Source organism: Brevundimonas sp. TWP1-3, assembly GCF_049896085.1.
GTDB lineage: Bacteria > Pseudomonadota > Alphaproteobacteria > Caulobacterales > Caulobacteraceae > Brevundimonas.
On record NZ_JAFCTP010000002.1, the window covers coordinates 530,559 to 549,923 of the forward strand.

The following is a 19,365-nucleotide window of genomic DNA, read 5'->3' on the forward strand; positions in this document are numbered from 1 at the left end:
GCTCGCGATAACCGCGCACAACTGCCGCCACGGCTGGCGAGGCCCGACACGCCAGCGCCGAAATCACGTCCGTCGCACCCGTCGAGATATCTGGTCCACCACACCCCCCTGCTGATCCAGCCTTACCACAACAAGTCTGCGGTGGCGCGCTTCAGGTCGGAGCGCTCCAGCGCATGGTTCGACCGCGCTGGACACCATTGCGGGTTGCTCCCAACCACAATTACCTGCCTCCGGTTCGCCTCCCCCCAGCCGCGGCGGCCGGCCGGAGCGATGACCTGAGGCTCAGCGTTGACCGGCGCGCCAGTTCCAAGGGGTGATAAAGGCGCCGGCCCAGAGACCTTTGCGGGCCTGTTCGGCGTCGTATTGCTGCTCGGCGTGTTCGCCGTCGCTGTAGCGGGGATAGTCCAGGGCCCAGCCGGCGGCGACCATCCAGCCGCCGAGGTCGCGGCGGAAGGTCTTGCAATCTTCGTCGGGGGCGCAGTCGGCGGTGACTTCGCAGCGCGCGACCGTTCGCCCCCAGCGGTCGGGGCGGCCTTGGGGCGTGCAGGTCACCGGACGGTCGTTGATCAAACGATCGAGGTGCCGAGCGGCCTCCGTGCCGCAGCGGTAGGCCTGGCCGTTGCGTTGGCAGGACTGGCGGTTCTCGGGCGCATCGATCCCCCACAGGCGCACCCGCTGGCCGCGGATCTCTAGGGTGTCACCGTCGATGACGGTGGCGCGGCCGACGAGCGGTGTCGAGGTAACGGCGGACTGGAGGCTGACTGCGAGAACAAGGGCGGTGATCATGGGGTGGTCCTAGCCGAGACGAGGCAGAAGATCTTGCGGGTTTAGCGGCTGCGGCGCAGCGACCAGATCAGACCGGCGATGGCGCTGACCAGGGTGGCGACGGCGAGGATCAGGTCGGGCGTGACGGACATGGGCGGTCTCCTTTGCAGCCAGTATCCGCCCGTCCCGGACAACCGTCCCTCGATTGCATCAGCTCAACGTCAAAGCCGGACGTAACCCCAACCGCCGTCTGGGGTTAACGATCAGGTGATATGCGCCCGTCTCGTGCGCGCCCCCCGATATATACCGTCCAGCACTGCGAACGGCCTTCGCGCGTGACAATCACAATTTTAGGCTGACCGTTCGTCTGAACCGAGCGCCTCAGAAGTTCTCGGTCGCCAGAAGCCTCGCCCAATGTTCCGCAGTTTCAGGCGTGCGACGCAGGGCCCGTGGGTGATCACTAGCGATCCTGTCACACAGACGCTCAGTGTCCCTGGCCCAGCGCGCCCGATCTTCCGGAGACTTGACGATTTCAAGGTTCTCGCCTTCGCGGCTGAACGCATAGCGGGCGCCGCCTGCAAACTCGCGGAGGACTTCGTCGCGAGAACGATGCGGTTGATCCCTCACCAGTCCTTCCACCCGCTTCAATCGTTCCGCTTCATCCGCCGCCCAGCCAAAGGCCGCACATCGGGCGACGACATAATCCAGGCGGCCTGCGGTCTCCGTCGCCGACGGGTCTCCTGTCGTCAACATAAGCAGCAAGTCCAGCATGGAGGGATAGCTACGCGGTCGCGACGACGAGTCAATCCGCCGCCCTTGTCGCAGAGGCGTGGCATCGGCTCTGTCAGGGTCCGACGGATCAGTTCACTTTCCCGGCGGCGTCTCTGCGGGCGCGAGGGAGCCCGCAGTCGACTCCGGGTGTGTTGGACCGGTCACCGCACCCATCAACGAGCGGGGGATGTTCCTCACGCCGCCGACGCCGAAGCGACGAGGTTCAATTCAGCAAGCCGGACAGGGTTACGTCTTCAGCGTTTCAGCAGTAAAGCGCGTTCGCCAAAAGAGGAGCCTCAACATGACAAAGACTCACCCAGACTCTCTCGCGTCCTCATAGGGCAGGCTGATGGAGATCGAAGCCCCGGTTCCGCACCGGCTCCACATTCGATCTCGCGGGCATTGAGTCAGCCTCGTCTTGCACATCGGTGCATCAACACGAGAACTCCGGCAGCGGCGATCCCGAGAAGGCCTGCCGACAACAGCGGCCGGTTCACGGCCGTCGTGTAGGTGCTGAAACCGCGGCCCGGCCCCTGCGCCCGGTACAGACGGCCTTCCGACCGCCCTTCGAACAGATTGTCACCCGGCGTCTTCGGGGCGTCCGACTGCTGGACCTTCGGCATAGACCAGCCAAAGAAGCGATCCATGAGGTGAGGCATAAACTGGGCGCTGCCGACCATGACCCGGCCAGCGCCCCCGACTGTTACGCTGCGGACCGGGTGGGTCACCGTGTGCAGGATAGCCCGCGCGACCACTTCGGGCGCGTAAACGGGCGGCGCCACCTGCGGCTCGTTATCCGTGTGGTTGCGAGCGTGCTCCGAAAACGGCGTGCCGATACCAGACGGCTTGATCAGAGTGATCTGCACCGGCGCGCGGGCGTGTTGCAGCTCCATGCGGAGGGCGTCCGTAAACCCCTTCACGGCATGTTTGCTGGCGGCATAGGCGCCAAGCAGCGGAATGGCGAAGTCGGAGTTGATCGACCCGACGTTGATCAGAGTCCCCCCGCCTTCCCGGGTCTCAAAATGCCTGACCGCGGCCTTCGAGCCGTACACCACGCCCCAGTAGTTCGTCTGGAACAAGTGGCGATGTTCGTCGGTCGGCAGATCCATGAGCTCACCATAGACACCCACTCCCGCGGCATTGATCCAGGTGTCAAAGCCGCCGAAGGCGTCGAGGGCCTTATCGACGACAGCCTGGACCTGACCTTCATCGCCGACATCCGCGACAATGAAAACGGCGCGTCCACCCTCCGCCGTGATTTCACTGGCGACCGTCTTCAACGCCTCCTCTGTGCGAGCCGCAAGCACGATGGCCGCGCCCCGGGCGGCAGCGCCTTTGGCTGTCGCCAAGCCGATGCCGGATGTGGCGCCCGTGATGACGATGGTCTGTTGGTCAAGCGGCTTCTGGCGGAGAGTCATGTCGCTTCCTCGTGGCTGTTGGGTCCCGAGTCGAACCGGCAGCGTCCCCGGCGGGTTCCTCAGCGCGCGCCGCCCTGGCCAGCGGCAAATCGCCTCGCAGCGACGCGCGAAACCGTGCGCACCGCGAGCGTCCCTCGCTGCGCTCATCCTTGGCACAGTTGAGCAAGGCGAACAGCCGAAGGTTCAGACGGGCGATCAGGTGTCGCCGGAGACGAAGCCAGGTCGCTCTGATGGCTCACCTCTCGGCGGACGTTGGGGCCTTGTTGACGGATAGGCCCGCGCCGATTTTCTCGAGGACCGGCCTTAGGGCTCGATCATGTCGTGCACCTCAGGGCCAGCTCGGCCATTGCGAAGGGCTTTGTCATCACTTCCATGCCGGGGACCAGCAGACCGTTGCCCACGGCGGCGTTCTCTGCGTACCCGGTAGTGAAGAGGACTTTAAGGTCGGGTCGGGTCTCGCGCGGGGCGTCAGCGACCTGGCGGCCGTTCAGTCCGCCCGGCAGGCCCACGTCGGAGATGAGGAGATCAATGCGCCGGTCCGAGCGCAGCAGGCTTAAACCTGAGGGGCCGTCCGGCGCCTCGATCACTTGGTAGCCAGCCTCGCCCAGCACGCATAGAGGGCGCCGCCGATCCGATATTCCTCGACCGGGCGAGGTGGTCCAATCTGGAGTTCCCGGCGTCCAGAACAGGGCTGCAACATGGCGGCTGGAGCCCGGCGATGTGTCCGAACAGAAGCTCATGGGCGCGCCGTGACATCGACCTCACCCATCCGCCCACGACATTCCAGACGGGCATCCATGCCCGCGAGAAGGCGCGCCGCCGCCGCGAGCGTCATACGCTCCGGCCTGCTCATCCAGTAATGCACCCGCTCGCGTTGAAGACCGATACGGCGCGCCAGTTCCGCCTGACTGAGCCCTTTTTCCCGACGCCTAACTTCGAACACCCGATGCACTTCGCTCCAGACGACACCCTGCAACTCGCGTGCGACATCTTGCTCCAGCCGTCCCTGACCCATTGTCTCCAAATATCCTTGTGAATTGTTACGATATAACATAGCAAGCCTTCCTCATTCGAAAACGGGGGTGCGACAATGCGTTCTAGAACAATCCTTTTCTCGGCGGCCGCGATGGCGGCGCTGGCCACGGCGGCCGAGGCGCGCGCCATGCCGCAGTCAGGACCTGGCGTCGCCGAAGTCGACGACGTCATCGTCACAGCCGACCCCTTAGGCCGTTCGGGCGAAGCGGTGATCTCCAATGTCGCCATCTTGACCGGTGATGAGTTCGTACATCGTCGCGAGGGTACGCTGGGCGACACGCTGAACGGCCTGCCTGGCGTCAGCTCCGACACCTTCGGCGGCGGCGCCAGCCGCCCCGTGATCCGCGGCCAGACCGCTCCGCGCGTGAAGGTGCTGACCGACGGCTCGGCCCTGATGGACGCCTCCGAGGTGTCGCCCGACCATGCCGTCGGCGGCGAGCCCCTGTTGCTTCAGGGCGTGGAGATCCTGCGCGGCCCCAGCGCCTTGCTCTATGGCGGCGGCGCCATCGGCGGCGCGGTGAACCTGATCGACCGAAAGATTCCGACCACCGCGCCGGCCAATGGCGGCGAAGGCGTCGCCGAGGTGCGCATCGGCTCGGCGGACAATGAGGAGGCAGCCGTCGTCGGCCTCACGGCCGGCGCAGGGGCGTTCGCCATCCGCATCGAGGGCGCGACCCGCCGCACCGACGACTACGAGGTTCCCGACTGGGACGAGGACGTGCTGGACGGATCGTTCAATCGTTCCTCGACCGCGACTCTTGGCCTGTCATGGATCGGCTCGCGCGGCTATCTGGGCGCCGCCTACACGGAGCAGCAGAGCGACTATGGGCTGCCCGGCCACAGCCACGAATACGAAAGCTGCCATCCGCACGGTTCCAGCCTGCACTGCGGCGGTCATGACCACGGCGAGGAGGACCACGATCATGATCACGATCACGACCACGAGCATGGCCACGTCCCGACCGTCGACCTCGTCAGCCGCCGGGTCGATGTCCGTGGCGAGCTGCGCGATCCCTTTTCGGGCGTCGAGCGAATCCGCTTCCGCGGCGGCTACACCGACTACGCCCATGACGAGATCGACGACGGCGCCGTCTCCACCACCTTCTCCAACACTGGCTATGAGGCCCGGGTCGAGGTGCAGCACGCACCCATCGCCGGCTTCCGCGGCGTGATCGGCGGCCAGATCTCCCGCAGCGACTTCGCGGCCGAGGGTTTGGAATCCTTTATCCGGCCGAGCGAAACCGAGACCCAGGCGCTGTTTCTGCTCGAGACGCGCGATCTCGGCGCCTGGAGCCTGGAAAGCGCCCTGCGCCAGGAATGGCAGACGACGCGCGTCCCGAACGCCACGCCGGCGAGCCGCTATCCCGAGCGGGAGCACCAACCCTTCTCAGCGTCGCTGGGCGCCAGCTGGCGCGTCTCGCCTGACTACGCCCTGGCCCTGACCGTGGCCCGGTCCCAACGGGCGCCGAATATCCAGGAACTATATGCCCGCGGCGTTCACCTGGCGACCAACACCTATGAGATGGGTTCGGCCGATCTCGAGGAGGAGACGGTCGTTTCGCTCGACCTCGGACTTAAGAAGACACGCGGCGACACCACCTTCTCGGTCAGCGCCTATCGCTACGCCTATGACGGCTACATCTTCGCCGACACTCTGGACCAGTTCGAGGACTTCCGTCTGATCCAGTACACCCAGGATGATGCGACCTTCACCGGCCTGGAAGGCGAAGCGACCCACCGCTTAGCACCCGGACTGTCGGCCACTGTGTTCGGCGATCTGGTCCGCGCCGAGTTCGACGAGGGCGGCAACCTGCCGCGTATCCCGGCCGGCCGCCTCGGCGCCCGGGGCGATCTGATCCAGGGGCCGTGGTCCGGATCGCTGGAGTATGTCCGGGTGTTCGAACAGGATCGCGTCGCCGACTACGAGACGTCCACGCCGGGTTACAACATGATCAATGGCACGGTCGCCTTCGACTTCGACGTCGGCCCGACAGCCGCCCAAGTCTATGTGCGCGGGACCAATCTACTCGACGAACTGGCGATGAACCACGCCTCCTTCATCGGCGACCTTGCCCCGCTGCGCGGTCGCAACTTCGTCCTGGGCCTGCGCGCCCGGTTCTGACCCCCTAAACCCGGGAGCGGCCTGCCGTTCCCGGGTCTTCCCTCAGGAGCGCTCCATGTCGAAGTTTCCCGCCGGGCGGATCGGCGACGTCGCGGCGATCGGCCTTTCAGGTCTTTGCCTCGCGCATTGCCTCGCCCTCCCCCTCATCGCCAGCCTGCTGCCCTTGGCAGGCGTGGGTGCCGAGGTGCCTTGGGTGCACTGGGCCTTTGCTCTGACGGCCGCGCCGATATCGCTGTGGACGCTGACTCGGTGCCCCGCTGCTGCACAGCTCGTACTGGGTTTGCTGGGGATCGCCCTTCTCGTCTCCGGCGCGGCCGAATTCCCCAGCCACGAGACCGAAACGATGATCACAGTCGCCGGAGCCCTCGTCCTCGGCATGGCCCACATCCTCAACTGGAGGCGCCGACCTCACAGATGTTCAGCGTGATCCTGCCGCGCGGACGCCTCGCGCAGCGTTAATCCCAAAACAGGCCACTGCCGCCAGGGCGAGCGTTCAACCCTAGTCCGGGAGACCGCACGACAGCCTGACCACCAGGAAATCGCTTACCAGTTTCCGCCGCCGCGTCTGCATCTGCAACCGGGCCCGGACGGAGAAGACAGAAGCTCGTCGTAACCGACTCCCGCGCAGGACGATGGTAGCTCGTGAAACGGCTCGCGACGCATTGAAGGAGTGATGAAAAGCCTGAGACAGACACAGGTGAATCAGTCGCTATGCACCCCATTTGCACCCCAGATCGAAGGCTTTTGGGATGACGGAACGCTAAGCCATTGAAATCCTGGCGACCCCGGAGGGACTCCAACCCCCGACCTCGGCTTTAGGAAAGCCTTGCTCTATGCAGCTGAGCTACGGGGCCACGGGGGTGACCTAGCGTCTTGGGGGGATTTGGAAAAGTGGGCAGCGCCGTCGGTGGCGAAAAAGTCTTGTGTGAGTGACTGCGAAGAGTTGGAACAAGCTTGTGGTTAAGAGCCCTTAACCTACCAGATATCGCGGTGAACAAAGGACGAATGGGGCGGTGTCGGCGATTCGGTCCTGATTCGTTTCACGCTTGTTCCGCGATGTCAGGCCTGGCCGTTAACTCGCTGGCGGAACGTGGGCGGTCAGGGCGCGCAGGCCCTCCAGCAGGCGTTCGGAACCGGGCGTGGCCTTGCCGCCGTCGGCCAGGGTCAGCCTGAGCACACGGACGTGGACCTCGACCGACGGCCAGGACCAGGCGTCGGCGGCGCGCATCCGGTCGGCGATCTCGCACAGGCTGAAGGCGGCCTCGAAGAAGGCGGGGACGTCCAGATAGCCGGCCATGTCGACCATGGCGGAGGCGAAGGCGTAGATTTGGGCCGGGGCGTCGTCGGGACGGCTGGCGCACACGGCGTCGATGGCGTCGATATTGGTCGCCAGCAGATCGAAGACATGATCGCGCTGGCCCTCCAGCGCCTGATTGGCGCGCGATTCGGCCTCGGCGATCAGCCGTCCGCCGGGGCGGGCCATCTGGCGCTGAAGCGAGGTGTGGACCTTGCGGATGGTGGGCTTGACCGGTGCGTCCGTCACAGGCTGACCTTCATCGGTTTCAGCAGCATGTCGATGTCGTCCTGATCCATGTTTTCTTCGACGGCGGCGCCCAGTTCGCCCGACAGGTCGCTCTCGCGACGACCGTCGGTTCCGGCCGGCGGGCCATAGTTGCGCACTCGGCGGTCGGGTCCGACATAGTATTCGGCCTCGACGAAATCGCGGTCCTCGGCGCCCAGCCAGATTATGCGCTTGAGCAGCAGCGACGGCGACAGGGGCTTGGCGACCACGAAGCTGGCGCCGCAGTCGCGGCCCTGCTGAACCTTGGCCTGGGACGCGTGGCCCAGGATCATGATGACGGGCACGTAGCGGGTCGGCGTCGGGGCGTCGCGCCGCAGCCAGCGCACGAACTCATAGCCGTCCATGTCGGGCATGATGCAGTCGATCAGGATCAGATCGACGGCGCGGCGGGCCAACAGTTCCGTCGCCGCCTGCGCAGACGCGCACTTGATCTGTTCCTTGCAGCCGAAGCCCTGGACAATGGAACCCAGCATATCCAGCGACGTAGGTTGATCGTCGATCAGCAGGACTGTGGTGTGCGCCAGATTGACCCGATCGCTCTTGGCCATGACATCAAAACAGCATCAGGTCGCCGGCGTCGGCGGTGGCTTGCGACGGCGCTTCGCCGGCCGCGGGCCGCAGACGGCCGGCCATGTCGGCCAGCGACAGCCGGCTGACGGCCTCGGACGGACTGGCGCCGCCGCCCAGCATGCGCAGGACGCCGGACAGGGCCTCCAGCCTCTGGGTCAGAGCGTCCAGGGCCTGGGCCTGGGTCAGGGCGTTGGGGCGTTCCTCGGGCGGGGCGCGGCGGACCAGATCGCTCACCAGGGCCTCGATCCCGTCGATGCCCTCGCGGATCAGCATCAGCTCGTCGGCGACGGCGGCCAGCAGGTCGGCATGTTCGGGAGGGGCGCTCATGCTCAGAACAGTTCCAGCGCGCCGGTATCGACCGGAGCCATGACGGGAACGGGCTTGGGCGCGACGACGTCGGTCACGGCGCGTTGCATGGCGCGGCCGGAGACGGGCCAGTAGTGCAGGCGGCGACCGCCGTCGCCGCGCAGGCTGCCGCCCACGACCGGAATGCCTTCATCGCGCAGAAACTTCTCGGCGAAGTCGGCGTTGGCGCGGCCCACGTCGCGCAAGCTGTCGAACATGCGGCCGCCGCCGAACAGCTTGGCCTCCATCCGCTCGCGACGACCGCCGGCCTTGAGCATGTCGTTGATCAGCAACTCCATCGCATAGGCGCCGTAGCGACGGCCCGCGTCGGTCCCCGCCCCCGCCCCTTCCGGCAGCAGGAAGTGGTTCATGCCGCCGACACCGGCCAGCGGATCGCGCAGGCACATGGCGACGCACGAGCCCAGGATGGTGCTGAGCACGACGTTGGGATCGGACGTGATGTGGTGCTCGCCCTGACCGACGTGTATGCGCTTTTCCACGCTTTCTCTCAGGGCGGCGAAGCTCATGTCAGAGGACCGAAGACGGCTTCCAGCTTGCCTTTGAGCTGAGCGACCGTGAACGGCTTGACCAGATAGTTGTTGACGCCGAACTGCACGGCGCGCTGGACCAGCTCGCGGTCGGCCCGGCCGGTCAGCATGATGAAGGCGGTCTTGGACGTGGGCGGGTGGGCGCGCACGGCGCGCAGCAGGCCCAGCCCGTCCAGGTTCGGCATATTGTAGTCCGAGATGATCAGGTGCGCGGGCTTGGAGATGATGTCGCGCAGGGCGATCTCGCCGTCGGCGGCCTCGCGGATCTCGCGAACCCCGAGCTGTTGCAGACTGGTGCGGACCAGCGAGCGCATGGTCATCTGATCGTCGACGACCAGGCAGTGAAGTGAGGCGGCGGCGGGCATGAGTTACGCTCCCGGTTAGGCGACTGACCGCGCGGCCTGATCGGCGCACAGTTCGAGGATGGCGGGGGACAGGCGGTGCAGCGGCAACTGCCGCTCCACGGCGCCCAGTTCGAAGGCGGCTTTCGGCATGCCGTAGACGACGCAGGTGGCCTCGTCTTGGCCCAGAGTGCGGCCGCCGGCTTCGCGCATGGCCAGCAGACCCTTGGCGCCGTCCTTGCCCATGCCGGTCAGGATGACGCCCGTCATCGGGCGCTTCAGGCGCACGACGGACTCGAACATCACATCGACCGAGGGGCGGTGGCCGTTGACCGGATCGCTGGCGACCAGTCGGCAGCGAGGCGACATTCCGGAAGACACTTCCAGATGGGTCGCGCCGCCGGGCGCGAGATAGATGTGGCCGGTTTTCAGCGGCGCGCCGTCCACCGCCTCCGTCACGGTCGGGGCGCAGACGCGGTCCAGACGGGCGGCGAAGCTGGCGGTGAAAGTCGCCGGCATGTGCTGGGTGATGATCGTGGCGGGACAATTGGCGGGGAAGCCGCTGAGCACCGTCAGCAGGGCCTCGACGCCGCCAGTCGATGAACCGATGGCCAGGATGTGATTGGGATCGGGGCGATACGTGCTGGGCGCCACGGCGGCGGCGGGGGTGTCGCCACGGGCGCGGACGCGCGAGCGGGCCGCGGTCTTCACCTTGCCGATCAGATCATGGAAGGCGTCCACACTGGCCACCGCCGGCTTGGCCACGGCGTCCACGGCGCCGATTTCCAGCGCAGCCAGGGTCACGTCGGTCCCAGCCGCCGTCAGGGTCGAGACCATGACGACCGGCATGGGCCGCAGCCGCATGATCTTTTCCAGGAACTCCAGCCCGTTCATATTGGGCATTTCGACGTCCAGGGTGATGACGTCGGGGTTAAGTTCCTTGATCGCGGCGCGCGCCTCGATGGGATCGGCGGCGGTGCCGACGACGTCGATCTCGGGGTCCGACTTCAGCGCGGCCGAGATCAGGCCCCGCATGGTCAGGCTGTCGTCGACGACCAGGACACGAATGATGCTCATGCCGGTCCACCCAGACGATAGGTAGTCAAGCCGGCGGTCTGAAGCTGGCTGGTCGCGGGGCCGGAGACGCGTTCCGAATGGCCGATATACAGGGTCGCACCGGGGTTCATCAGAGGCGTGAACCGCTTCCACACCCGCTCCTGGGTCGCGTCGTCGAAATAGATGACGACGTTGCGGCAGAAGATGACGTCGAACTTGCCCTTCATCGGCCAGTCGCCGATCAGGTTCAGCTCCTTGAAGCTGACCAGACGCTTCAGCTGCTGGCCCGCCGTCCATTGGCCGCGGTCGGCCCGGTCGAAATATTTGCGCCACAGGGTGACGGGCGCCGGCTCCAGCGCCTCTTCGGAATAGGTGCCGTCATGGCCTTGGGCGACCATATTGGGGTCGATGTCGGTGGCGAGGATCCGCACGTCCAGGTCCGCCGCCTCTGGCAGGGCCTGAAGGATCGTCAGCGCCATCGAATAGGGCTCCTGTCCGTTCGAACAGGCGGCCGACCACAGGCGCACCCGGCCGCCGGCGCGCGCACGGGCGGCCAGCTCGGGCATGACCCGGTCGCGCAGATCGTCGAAATGGTGCGGCTCGCGATAGAAGCGGGTGACGTTGGTCGTCAGGGCCGCCGTCATCCTCTGGCGTTCGTCCACGCCGTCCACGCCCTCGACCAAGGCGCAGTAGTCGCGGAAGCTGGTCAGGCCCAGGGTACGCAGACGCTTGGCCAGCCGCGAATAGACCAACGCGGCCTTGCCCTCGTTCAGGGCGATGCCGGCGTGGGCATGCAGCATTTCGGCGATGTGGCGGAAATCATCGGCGGTGAAGACGAACTCGCCCTCGACAATGGATCCCCGACCGGCGGCGGCGTTCATGCGGCTTCGGCTTCGACTTGAGGCAGGATGTAATCCAGTTCGATCAGGCTGATCATGCGGCCGTCGATCGAGAAGATGCCCTTGACGAAGGTCTTGACCTGATCGCTGGCGACGTCGGGCGTCGGCTGGACCGAGGCCTCGCTCATCTGCAGGATGTCGGACACGGCGTCGACCAGCAAGCCGACCATCCGGCCGCCGATATGGGCGACCATGATGACGTGGCGCGCCGTCGGTTCCGAGGTCGTCAGGCCGAAGCGCGCGCCCAGATCGATGATCGGCAGGACGGTGCCGCGCAGGTTGATGACGCCCTTCATATAGCCTGGCGAACGCGGCAGGGGCGTCGCCGGCGTCCAGCCGCGGATTTCACGCACCGACATGATGTCGACGCAGAATTCCTGACTTCCGATGCGGAAGGCGATGAGTTCGCGCTGGGGATCTTTGGCTTCGGTCATGGTTCAGCTCGCGAGCTTGAAATCGGGACGGATGGATTTGCGGCGCATGTCGGTGACGATGACGTCGACGTCGAGGATCAGGGCCACGCGGCCGTCGCCAAGGATGGTGGCGGCGGCGACGCCCTCGACCTGCTGGTAGTTGGTCTCAAGGCTCTTGATGACGACCTGGCGCTGGCCCTGGATGGCGTCGAACAGAAGGGCCGCCTGCTGGCCGCTCTCGGTCTCGACGACCACGGCGACGCCGTCGGTCGGGCTCATCGGCTGCTCGCGGAAACCCATGATCAGGGCCACGTCGATCAGCGGCAGGAAGCGGTCGCGGAAACGGATGACGGGGTCCACGCCACCGACGAAATGCAGGTCGGCGGCCTGGGGCGTCAGGCTTTCCACGATGGTCGGCAGGGGCGCGATCAGCGTCTGTTCGGCGGCGGCGACGACCATGCCGTCCAGCACCGCCAGCGTCAGCGGCAGGCTAAGGGTGAAGGTCGATCCCTTGCCCGGAACCGAGCTGATGGAGATCCGGCCGCCCAGGGCCTGGATCGAGCGTTTGACCACGTCCATCCCCACGCCCCGGCCCGAGATGTCGGACACGACGGCGGCGGTGGAGAAGCCCGGGGCGAAGATCAGATTGTCGATCTGCTCGTCGGTCAGGGGGGCGTCGGCGGCGATCAGCCCCTTGTCGATGGCGATTTTCTTGACGCGTTCGCGGTTGATGCCGCGTCCGTCGTCGGAAATCTCGATCACGATCCGCCCCGAACGGTGAAGGGCGGCCAGACGCACCGTGCCCTCGGCCGACTTGCCGGCGGCGATACGCTCGTCGGGCGTTTCCAGCCCGTGGTCGATGGCGTTGCGCAACATGTGGGTGATCGGCTCGGCCAGGCGTTCGACCACGGTCTTGTCGACCTCGGTGTCCTCGCCGACGGTGACCAGGCGCACCTGTTTGGAGACCATGTCGGCGACTTCGCGGACCAGTCGCGGCATGCGCTGGAACACCGACTTCACCGGCTGGGCGCGGATGGCCATGACGCTGTCCTGGATCTCGCGCGTCAGCAGCTCAAGATCTTCAAGGCCGAGGGCGATGCCGGACGAGCGGGCCAGGCCGCTTTCCAGGACGCGTTGCGACAGCATGGCCTGCTGGATGACCAGCTCGCCGACCACGTTGATCAGGCGGTCCACCCGATCCAGATCGACGCGGATCGTCACCGGCGCCGCCGCCATCGGTGCGGCGGCGGGAGCCGGCGCAGAAACGGGCGCAGCGACCGGGGCCGCGACGACGGGCGCGGGTTCAGGCTCGAAGGCCGCGAACGGGATCGCCTCTGCCGGCGCCTCCGCGACCGTGCCGCCGGCCTTGGCCAGCAGGGCGGCGATGTCCAGATCGTCGCCGGCCGGCAGGATCGCCGCCGGTTCGTCTTCGAACGTTGCGCTCATGTTCGATGCGCCTCCCAGAGTGGCGCCAAGTGGCGTGATGGTCAGTTCGCAGTCGCTCTCGACGAAGTCGAAGACCTCGCGCACGACGGCTTCCTCGACGGCGGCGTCCAGATCGACCGTCCAGGTCAGGCAACCGTCCTCAACAGACAGGGCGTCCAGCGTAGGCGTTTCACTATCGTCCATGACGACCGTGGTCGGGCCGAGGCGGCCCAGTTCGCGCAGCAGCAGGCCGGTCTCGTTGGCGTTGGCGTACATCCGCCCCATCGGCTTGAACACGATGCGCCAGCCGACGGCTTCAGGTTCAGGCTCGGGCTCGGGTGCGGCGGCGGGGTCGTCCAGCGGCATGTCGAAGGCCATCGGCATGAAACCGAAATCGTCGTCTTCGTCCTCGACAGGGGGCGGCGCCTCGCCGCCGTGGGTCAGCATTTCAAGCTCGGCGACCAGGGCGGCGGAACGGCCCTCGTCCACCTGCGGGATCAGACCCTGGGCCGCCTGGATATGATCGGCCAGCACGTCGGAGGCGCGCAACAAAGTCTTGATGGTGATCGTGTCGCACGGCTTACGCCCCGAGCGCAGCTCGTCCATCAGGGTCTCGAAGACGTGGGCGAACCGGACCAACGCCTCCAGCCCGAACGCCCCCGCCCCGCCCTTGACCGAATGCACGGCGCGGAAGACGGCGTTGATCGTTTCGAGGTCGGTCTGACCCTGCTCCAGCAGCATCAGCTTCGCCTCCAGGTCCGCGAGCAGTTCGTCGCATTCCTGGAAGAAGGTGACTTTGATGGCTTCGAAGGCGTCCATTAGGTGCGGGTCCGGCGGCTGATCAGGCGGCGACGCGGCGAACGGCGTCCACCAGTTTTGCGGGGTCGAAGGGTTTGACGATCCAGCCGGTGGCGCCGGCGGCGCGGGCGCGGGCCTTCTTCTCGGCGTCGCTCTCGGTCGTCAGCACCAGCACCGGCGTGGTCCGGTGGTTCGGATCGGCGCGCACGCCCTCGATCACGCCGAAACCGTCCATGCGGGGCATGTTGATGTCGGTGATGATGACGTCGGCGCCCCTGGCGGCCAGCGTCTCCAGGCCGTCAACGCCATCGACGGCCTGGATCACGGTGTAGCCCGCGTCTTCCAGCGCCATCAGCAGCATGTCGCGCATGGTGCGTGAATCGTCGATCGTCAGAACGGTCTTGGTCATGCCAACGCCCCCTCGGTGTTGAAGTCAGGCGCGCCTAGAGCCGCCCACTGTTCTGTCCAATATTGGGACACAGACCCTAAGCTTAGGTTGACGCCGTCTTCGGCCCAGGTCTTGCGGGCCGACATGAGGATTTGCAGGCACAGCCCGCCCAGCCGCTCGACGGCCGAGGCGTCCAGCGTCAGGGCGTGACCTCGCAGAGCCAGCAGTTCAGCCTTCAAAGGCTCGGCTGCATTCAGGTCCAGCACCTCGGCCAGGATCAGGGTCTCGCTCATCAGAACTCCTCCCAGCCGTCTTCGACGGCGGCGGCTTGCGGTTTCAGGGCCGCGCCGCCACGACCGATGGTCTTCAGCGCGGCGACCATACGGTTGGCGGGCTTGGCGGCAGGGGCAGGCTTGCGAACCGGAGCGGGCGCGTGAGAAGCCTGCTGGTGCGACCCGACGCGGAACTGGGACACCGAGGCCTGCAGGCTTTCGGCTTCCTGGGCCAGCGAGTGGCTGGCGGCCGTCGATTGCTCGACCATCGCAGCATTTTGCTGAGTGACCTGGTCCATCTGGTTCACGGCCGTGTTGACCTGGGCCAGGCCGACGGCCTGCTCCTGGGCCGAGGCGGCGATTTCGGTGACCAGGCTGTCGATCTCGGCGACACGATCCACGATCCGTTGCAGCGCTTCGCCGGTCTCACCGACCAGTTTGACGCCGGCGCCGACCTGACCGGTCGAGGCCGAGATCAGGGTCTTGATCTCTTTCGCCGCCTCGGCCGAACGTTGCGCCAGGGCGCGGACTTCAGAGGCCACGACCGCGAAGCCACGACCCGCATCGCCGGCACGGGCGGCTTCGACGCCCGCGTTCAGGGCGAGCAGGTTGGTCTGGAAGGCGATCTCGTCGATCACGCCGATGATCTGGTTGATCTGGTTGGACGAGCCCTCGATGGCCTGCATGGCGGAGACGGCGTCTCGAACGACCATACCGCTCTTTTCGGCGTCGCCGCGCGCAGCCTGAACCACGTCGGAGGCCTGACGCGCGCCCGAGGCGGTCTTGTTCACCGTGGCTGTGATCTCATCCAGGGCGGCGGCGGTTTCCTCAAGCGAGGCGGCCTGCTGCTCGGTGCGGCGCGACAGATCGTCCGCGGCCTGGCTGATTTCGCTGGCGCCGGAACGGATCCCGGACACATTGCCGACCACGACCGAGATCGCCTGCTGGAGTTGGGCGATGGCGGCGTTGAAGTCGGCTTTCAACGATTCCGAACGCGGCGCGACCTCGACCGTGAACCGATGGGTCAGGTCGCCGTTGGCCATGGCCGAGAGGCCGTCGGCCAAGGCGTCCAGAGCGACCTTGTCCTCGGCGGCGACGCGGGCTTTTTCGGCTTCGTTGGCGGCGCGTTCCTGTTCGCTCATCGAACGATGCGACGCGGATTCCTGCTCGACGCGGACCTTGTCGAGGGCGGCGTCACGGAAGGCGACGATGGCCTGGCCCATCTTGCCGAACTCGTCCTTGCGGTCGGCGCCGACGATCTGAATGGCGGTGTCGCCCGCCATCAGCTTCTGCATATAGCCGATCATCGTGAAGATCGGCCGCACGATGGCGCGGGTCGCGGTGAAGCCTGCAATCAGTGCGATCACCAGCGCCGAGATCAGGCCAACTATGGTGGCGATCAGTGCGGTGCTGCTGGCTGCCGCCTGCGCTTCGGTAGACGCCTGGCGAGCGACATCGTTTGCGGCCTTGATCGCGTCGATCGTTTCCTCGACCGGGGCCACGTAGTTGTCGGCCGTTCCGTTGCGACCGACCATCTGCACGGCCTGCGCGCCTCGGCCCTCTCGAACCATGTCCGTTCCGGCTTCGACGACGTTCTTGTACCAGGCGGCATTGCCATCGACGACCTTGTCGACCAGGGCCGCGCGCTCGGTCGGCAGTTCGCTGCGCAACTCTTGCATCGCGGCAAGGAACTTGGCGCGGTGAGTATCGAGACGCTCGATATAATAGGGATCTTGCGACAGCAGGTAGCCGCGGAAGGCGTTTTCCTGACGGGCCATGTAGAATTCTGCCGACGCCGTCGTTCTGTTTACTTGGTTCTCCATCGTGCGGACATCGCCTGCCGCTTCCAGCCTGAGCAGGCTGAACACCACGACGGCGCCCATTACGGCGATCGCCGCAAGCACCAAGCCAAAAGCCGCGAACAGCTTGCGGCCGACTGGCAGATTATCAATCAACGTCAACTCTATATCCCCCGATGGATCGGTTATTCAGAACGAATAGTTGGTGGTGGCGAAAAACGCCCTCGCAGTCTTCATCGGCGTCGTACCCGCACACATCGACGGCGAGCATCGCCGTTTGGGGACGCCGGCCGTTAATGCTCGTGATTTCCATGCCGCAAGCCTCCGGTCCGACAACGTCGGTGACCGAAGGACCAACGACGCCGACGTCCCCGCCCAGCCATTGGGCCTGGGCCGTCACCGGAGCCGCGAGGCTGGTAGCCGCGACGGTCAGAGGCAAGAGAGTGGCAAGCGAACGAAGCATGGCTGTCCTTGAAGCTTCTCCATTGTGGAGCCCAAGGATGAGGCGATGATTAATATTATTTCTGAACCACGCCGTAGGTAGGAATGCGTAGGAACGGCAGAGCTTGCTTCTCGTGGCCCGACTGCCAATCCGTCGCAGTGATTACGTATTTTCACGCATAGAAAAATCGCCTATACGAAATAAGGCAGAAAAACGACAGGGAAGCGTTCGGGTGGTTTTGCGCGGGCAATATGCTTCATGGCGCAATTAGATTGCGCCGTTTTGAAAAGATCTGACCACCCAGTCTACATGCTGCGGCGCACAAAGACTTGGTGGGGTGGCCTTTCTGTCGTCTTTGTATCAGTATTGGTTGCTATCTCCGTCCGCCTGGCGCTCGAACCCTTCGGTCATTTCTATTATCTGCCGATGATCGTCGCCGTGATGGTCACGGCCTTGTTGGCGCGGCGGCTCTCCGTGCTGGTGGCGATCGGTCTGTCCATCACGGCCAACGAACTGATGGTGCAGCGGGAAGATGCGCTGGACTCGGCGATCAACGCGGCCCTCTTCGCCGCCGTTTCCTGGACCATCGCCGAGGTCTGCCGGCGCCTGGGCGGCGCGTTGAGAACCGCTCGGGCGCTGTCGCGCGATCTGGCCATGCGGGAGATGCTGCTCGACACAATCCTGACGTCCGTCCCGGTCGTGACGCTGGATCGCGAAGGCCGCACACAGCGCGTGACGCCGGCGGCGGCGGCGCTTCTGGGCGTGAGGCGCGAGGAGGCCATGGCGCTTTCATTTCAAACGCTGGTGCCCGGTTTCGATGACGCGGCCCTGATGTCGGCGCGGCAGGGCGGCGAGGTTCTGGCGCCGTCTCCGGGTTCCTGGATGGTCAGCCGGGCTGACGCCTGTCCTGTGCCGCTGACCATCCACGCCAATGTGTTGCCGGACGACATCGGGCCGGAACATATCCTCCTGGCGCTCGCAGATCAGAGTCAGGCCGAAGCGATCCGTAAACGCGAGCGCGACCTGACCGAAAGGCTCGACAGCGTCTGGCGTCTGAACTCCATGGGCGAGATGGCCGCGACCCTGGCGCACGAGATGAACCAGCCCCTGACGGCCGCCGCCGTCTATCTGCATGCCGGCCAGGCCGGTCTGGCCAAGGTGGGGCCGGCCGCCAAAGAAGCCAGTCGCGCACTGGATTTGGCCAGGACCCAGTTGCTGCGCGCGGGCGACATCATCCGACGCATGCGCGAACTCCTCTCGACTGGATCACGCACCTTCACCGAGGAGCGTGCGTCACAGATGATACAGGATCTGGTTCCCGTCTTCACCCTGATCGGGCGAGACACCGATGTCGTCATCGACATAGACGCCGATACCGAGGACGACCATGTGATGGCGGATCGAATTCAGCTGCAGCAGGCCCTGGCCAACCTGGTCCGCAACGCTGTCGACGCCGTCGTCGGAAGCGAAGCAGGCCGCGTGTCCATCGTCGGCCGTTCGGTCGGCCCCGAAGGCTACGAGATCGCCGTCGAGGACAACGGACGCGGCATTCCCACCGATCAGCGCGAGAGCATCTTCCAGCCCATGATCAGCACCAAGGCCGGCGGCATGGGCCTGGGGCTGTCCGTCACGCGCTCCATAGTCGAAAGCCACGGGGGCGCACTGACCGTCGGCCGTAGCAGACTTGGCGGCGCCGCCTTCACCTTTCGTCTGCCTCACAAATCGGAGCTCGACGCCGCATGAACCCGCATTCCGTCTTCATCGTCGATGACGACCCAGCCATGCGGGACTCGCTTGTCCTCATGTTGCGGGGGGCAGGCTTTCGGGCGCGCGCCTTCGTTAGCGCAGACGAGTTTCTGGAGAACCTGCCCACAGACAAGAGCGCCTGCATCGTCAGCGACGTGCGCATGCCCGGCGTCGAAGGGCCGGAACTGGTTCGCAAGCTGAAGGTGCTGAGGGGCGACACCTGGCCCGTGATCGTCATCACCGGCCATGCCGACGTATCGCTGGCGGTTCAGCTGATGAAGGCCGGGGTGGTCGATTTCATTGAAAAACCCTTCGATCCCGAACAGATCCTGACCTGCGTCAGCCGCTGTATCGCCTCGCTGAGCAGCCTGGAAGCGGACCGATCGGCGCGAGACGAGGCCCGAAGCCATCTGGCCACCCTGACCACCCGCGAGCGCCAGGTGTTCGACGCCCTGATCGACGGCTGTTCGAACAAGGAAATCGCGCTGCGGCTGGAGATCAGCCCGCGCACGGTGGAGATTTTCCGCGCCAAAGTGATGACCAAGATGCAGGCGCCGAACCTGTCCACCCTGGTTCGTATGGGAATGCGCGCCGGCGACGCTTGAGCCGGGAGAGAATCGTCTCCACCTT

22 protein-coding genes and 1 tRNA gene are annotated in these 19,365 nt (G+C 65.8%); 4 read left to right on the forward strand and 19 right to left on the reverse strand.

Annotated features, from left to right (window positions below):
• Positions 1-282: 282 nt before the first annotated feature.
• From ACP693_RS14465 to ACP693_RS14485, 5 genes are all read right to left on the reverse strand, one after another.
• Positions 283-786, reverse strand: a complete 504-nt coding sequence (locus ACP693_RS14465; RefSeq protein WP_426020413.1) for a thermonuclease family protein — start codon at positions 784-786, stop codon at positions 283-285.
• Between the two features lie 360 nt (positions 787-1,146).
• Positions 1,147-1,536 carry a hypothetical protein gene (locus tag ACP693_RS14470; protein WP_426020414.1) on the reverse strand — a complete coding sequence of 130 codons (390 nt, stop codon included), beginning with the start codon at positions 1,534-1,536 and terminating at the stop codon, positions 1,147-1,149.
• Positions 1,537-1,943: 407 nt separating this feature from the next.
• The gene (locus ACP693_RS14475) at positions 1,944-2,954 is read right to left on the reverse strand and encodes an SDR family oxidoreductase (protein ID WP_426020415.1); all 1,011 of its coding nucleotides are present in this window, start codon (positions 2,952-2,954) and stop codon (positions 1,944-1,946) included.
• A gap of 314 nt (positions 2,955-3,268) precedes the next feature.
• Entirely contained in the window at positions 3,269-3,694 is a 426-nt protein-coding gene (locus ACP693_RS14480) for a response regulator (RefSeq protein WP_426020416.1), read from the reverse strand.
• Positions 3,691-4,008 (reverse strand): hypothetical protein, encoded by a 318-nt coding sequence (locus tag ACP693_RS14485; protein ID WP_426020417.1) that lies wholly within the window; start codon positions 4,006-4,008, stop codon positions 3,691-3,693. Before ACP693_RS14485 ends, ACP693_RS14480 begins: the two co-directional genes overlap by 4 nt.
• Before the next feature lie 36 nt (positions 4,009-4,044).
• Between ACP693_RS14485 and ACP693_RS14490 the strand changes: the two genes are divergently transcribed.
• Together ACP693_RS14490 and ACP693_RS14495 are read left to right on the forward strand one after the other, a co-directional pair.
• Entirely contained in the window at positions 4,045-6,111 is a 2,067-nt protein-coding gene (locus ACP693_RS14490) for a TonB-dependent receptor domain-containing protein (protein WP_426020418.1), read from the forward strand.
• Positions 6,112-6,166: 55 nt separating this feature from the next.
• Positions 6,167-6,538, forward strand: a complete 372-nt coding sequence (locus tag ACP693_RS14495) for a MerC domain-containing protein (protein WP_426020419.1) — start codon at positions 6,167-6,169, stop codon at positions 6,536-6,538.
• A 350-nt stretch (positions 6,539-6,888) separates the two neighbouring features.
• Here the strand turns inward: ACP693_RS14495 and ACP693_RS14500 are convergent.
• From ACP693_RS14500 to ACP693_RS14565, 14 genes are all read right to left on the reverse strand, one after another.
• Positions 6,889-6,965 (reverse strand) — tRNA-Arg (locus ACP693_RS14500).
• Between the two features lie 218 nt (positions 6,966-7,183).
• A complete protein-coding gene (locus tag ACP693_RS14505) occupies positions 7,184-7,654 on the reverse strand; it encodes a hypothetical protein (protein ID WP_426020420.1) in 471 nt (156 codons plus the stop codon).
• A complete protein-coding gene (locus tag ACP693_RS14510) occupies positions 7,651-8,241 on the reverse strand; it encodes a response regulator (protein WP_426020421.1) in 591 nt (196 codons plus the stop codon). Before ACP693_RS14510 ends, ACP693_RS14505 begins: the two co-directional genes overlap by 4 nt.
• A gap of 4 nt (positions 8,242-8,245) precedes the next feature.
• On the reverse strand, positions 8,246-8,590 hold the full coding sequence (locus ACP693_RS14515) for a hypothetical protein (protein ID WP_425982093.1): 345 nt from the start codon (positions 8,588-8,590) through the stop codon (positions 8,246-8,248).
• 2 nt (positions 8,591-8,592) lie between these two features.
• On the reverse strand, positions 8,593-9,135 hold the full coding sequence (locus tag ACP693_RS14520; RefSeq protein ID WP_425982091.1) for a chemotaxis protein CheD: 543 nt from the start codon (positions 9,133-9,135) through the stop codon (positions 8,593-8,595).
• Entirely contained in the window at positions 9,132-9,521 is a 390-nt protein-coding gene (locus ACP693_RS14525; RefSeq protein WP_008262387.1) for a response regulator, read from the reverse strand. Before ACP693_RS14525 ends, ACP693_RS14520 begins: the two co-directional genes overlap by 4 nt.
• Positions 9,522-9,536: 15 nt before the next feature.
• Entirely contained in the window at positions 9,537-10,574 is a 1,038-nt protein-coding gene (locus ACP693_RS14530; protein WP_426020422.1) for a protein-glutamate methylesterase/protein-glutamine glutaminase, read from the reverse strand.
• Positions 10,571-11,434, reverse strand: a complete 864-nt coding sequence (locus tag ACP693_RS14535; protein WP_426020423.1) for a CheR family methyltransferase — start codon at positions 11,432-11,434, stop codon at positions 10,571-10,573. Before ACP693_RS14535 ends, ACP693_RS14530 begins: the two co-directional genes overlap by 4 nt.
• The gene (locus ACP693_RS14540) at positions 11,431-11,886 is read right to left on the reverse strand and encodes a chemotaxis protein CheW (RefSeq protein WP_409716480.1); all 456 of its coding nucleotides are present in this window, start codon (positions 11,884-11,886) and stop codon (positions 11,431-11,433) included. Before ACP693_RS14540 ends, ACP693_RS14535 begins: the two co-directional genes overlap by 4 nt.
• A gap of 3 nt (positions 11,887-11,889) precedes the next feature.
• Positions 11,890-14,109: a chemotaxis protein CheA gene (locus tag ACP693_RS14545; protein WP_426020424.1), complete on the reverse strand. Its 2,220-nt coding sequence runs from the start codon at positions 14,107-14,109 to the stop codon at positions 11,890-11,892.
• A 22-nt stretch (positions 14,110-14,131) separates the two neighbouring features.
• Positions 14,132-14,497 (reverse strand): response regulator, encoded by a 366-nt coding sequence (locus tag ACP693_RS14550; RefSeq protein WP_346494404.1) that lies wholly within the window; start codon positions 14,495-14,497, stop codon positions 14,132-14,134.
• Positions 14,494-14,769: an STAS domain-containing protein gene (locus ACP693_RS14555; RefSeq protein WP_426020425.1), complete on the reverse strand. Its 276-nt coding sequence runs from the start codon at positions 14,767-14,769 to the stop codon at positions 14,494-14,496. The genes ACP693_RS14550 and ACP693_RS14555 overlap by 4 nt, the downstream gene beginning before the upstream one ends.
• Positions 14,769-16,631 carry a methyl-accepting chemotaxis protein gene (locus ACP693_RS14560; RefSeq protein ID WP_426020737.1) on the reverse strand — a complete coding sequence of 621 codons (1,863 nt, stop codon included), beginning with the start codon at positions 16,629-16,631 and terminating at the stop codon, positions 14,769-14,771. Before ACP693_RS14560 ends, ACP693_RS14555 begins: the two co-directional genes overlap by 1 nt.
• A 64-nt stretch (positions 16,632-16,695) precedes the next feature.
• Entirely contained in the window at positions 16,696-17,010 is a 315-nt protein-coding gene (locus ACP693_RS14565; protein ID WP_426020426.1) for a hypothetical protein, read from the reverse strand.
• Positions 17,011-17,355: 345 nt separating this feature from the next.
• Between ACP693_RS14565 and ACP693_RS14570 the strand changes: the two genes are divergently transcribed.
• Together ACP693_RS14570 and ACP693_RS14575 are read left to right on the forward strand one after the other, a co-directional pair.
• Positions 17,356-18,732: a two-component system sensor histidine kinase NtrB gene (locus ACP693_RS14570; RefSeq protein WP_426020427.1), complete on the forward strand. Its 1,377-nt coding sequence runs from the start codon at positions 17,356-17,358 to the stop codon at positions 18,730-18,732.
• Positions 18,729-19,340, forward strand: a complete 612-nt coding sequence (locus ACP693_RS14575) for a response regulator transcription factor (protein WP_426020428.1) — start codon at positions 18,729-18,731, stop codon at positions 19,338-19,340. Before ACP693_RS14570 ends, ACP693_RS14575 begins: the two co-directional genes overlap by 4 nt.
• Positions 19,341-19,365: the final 25 nt, after the last annotated feature.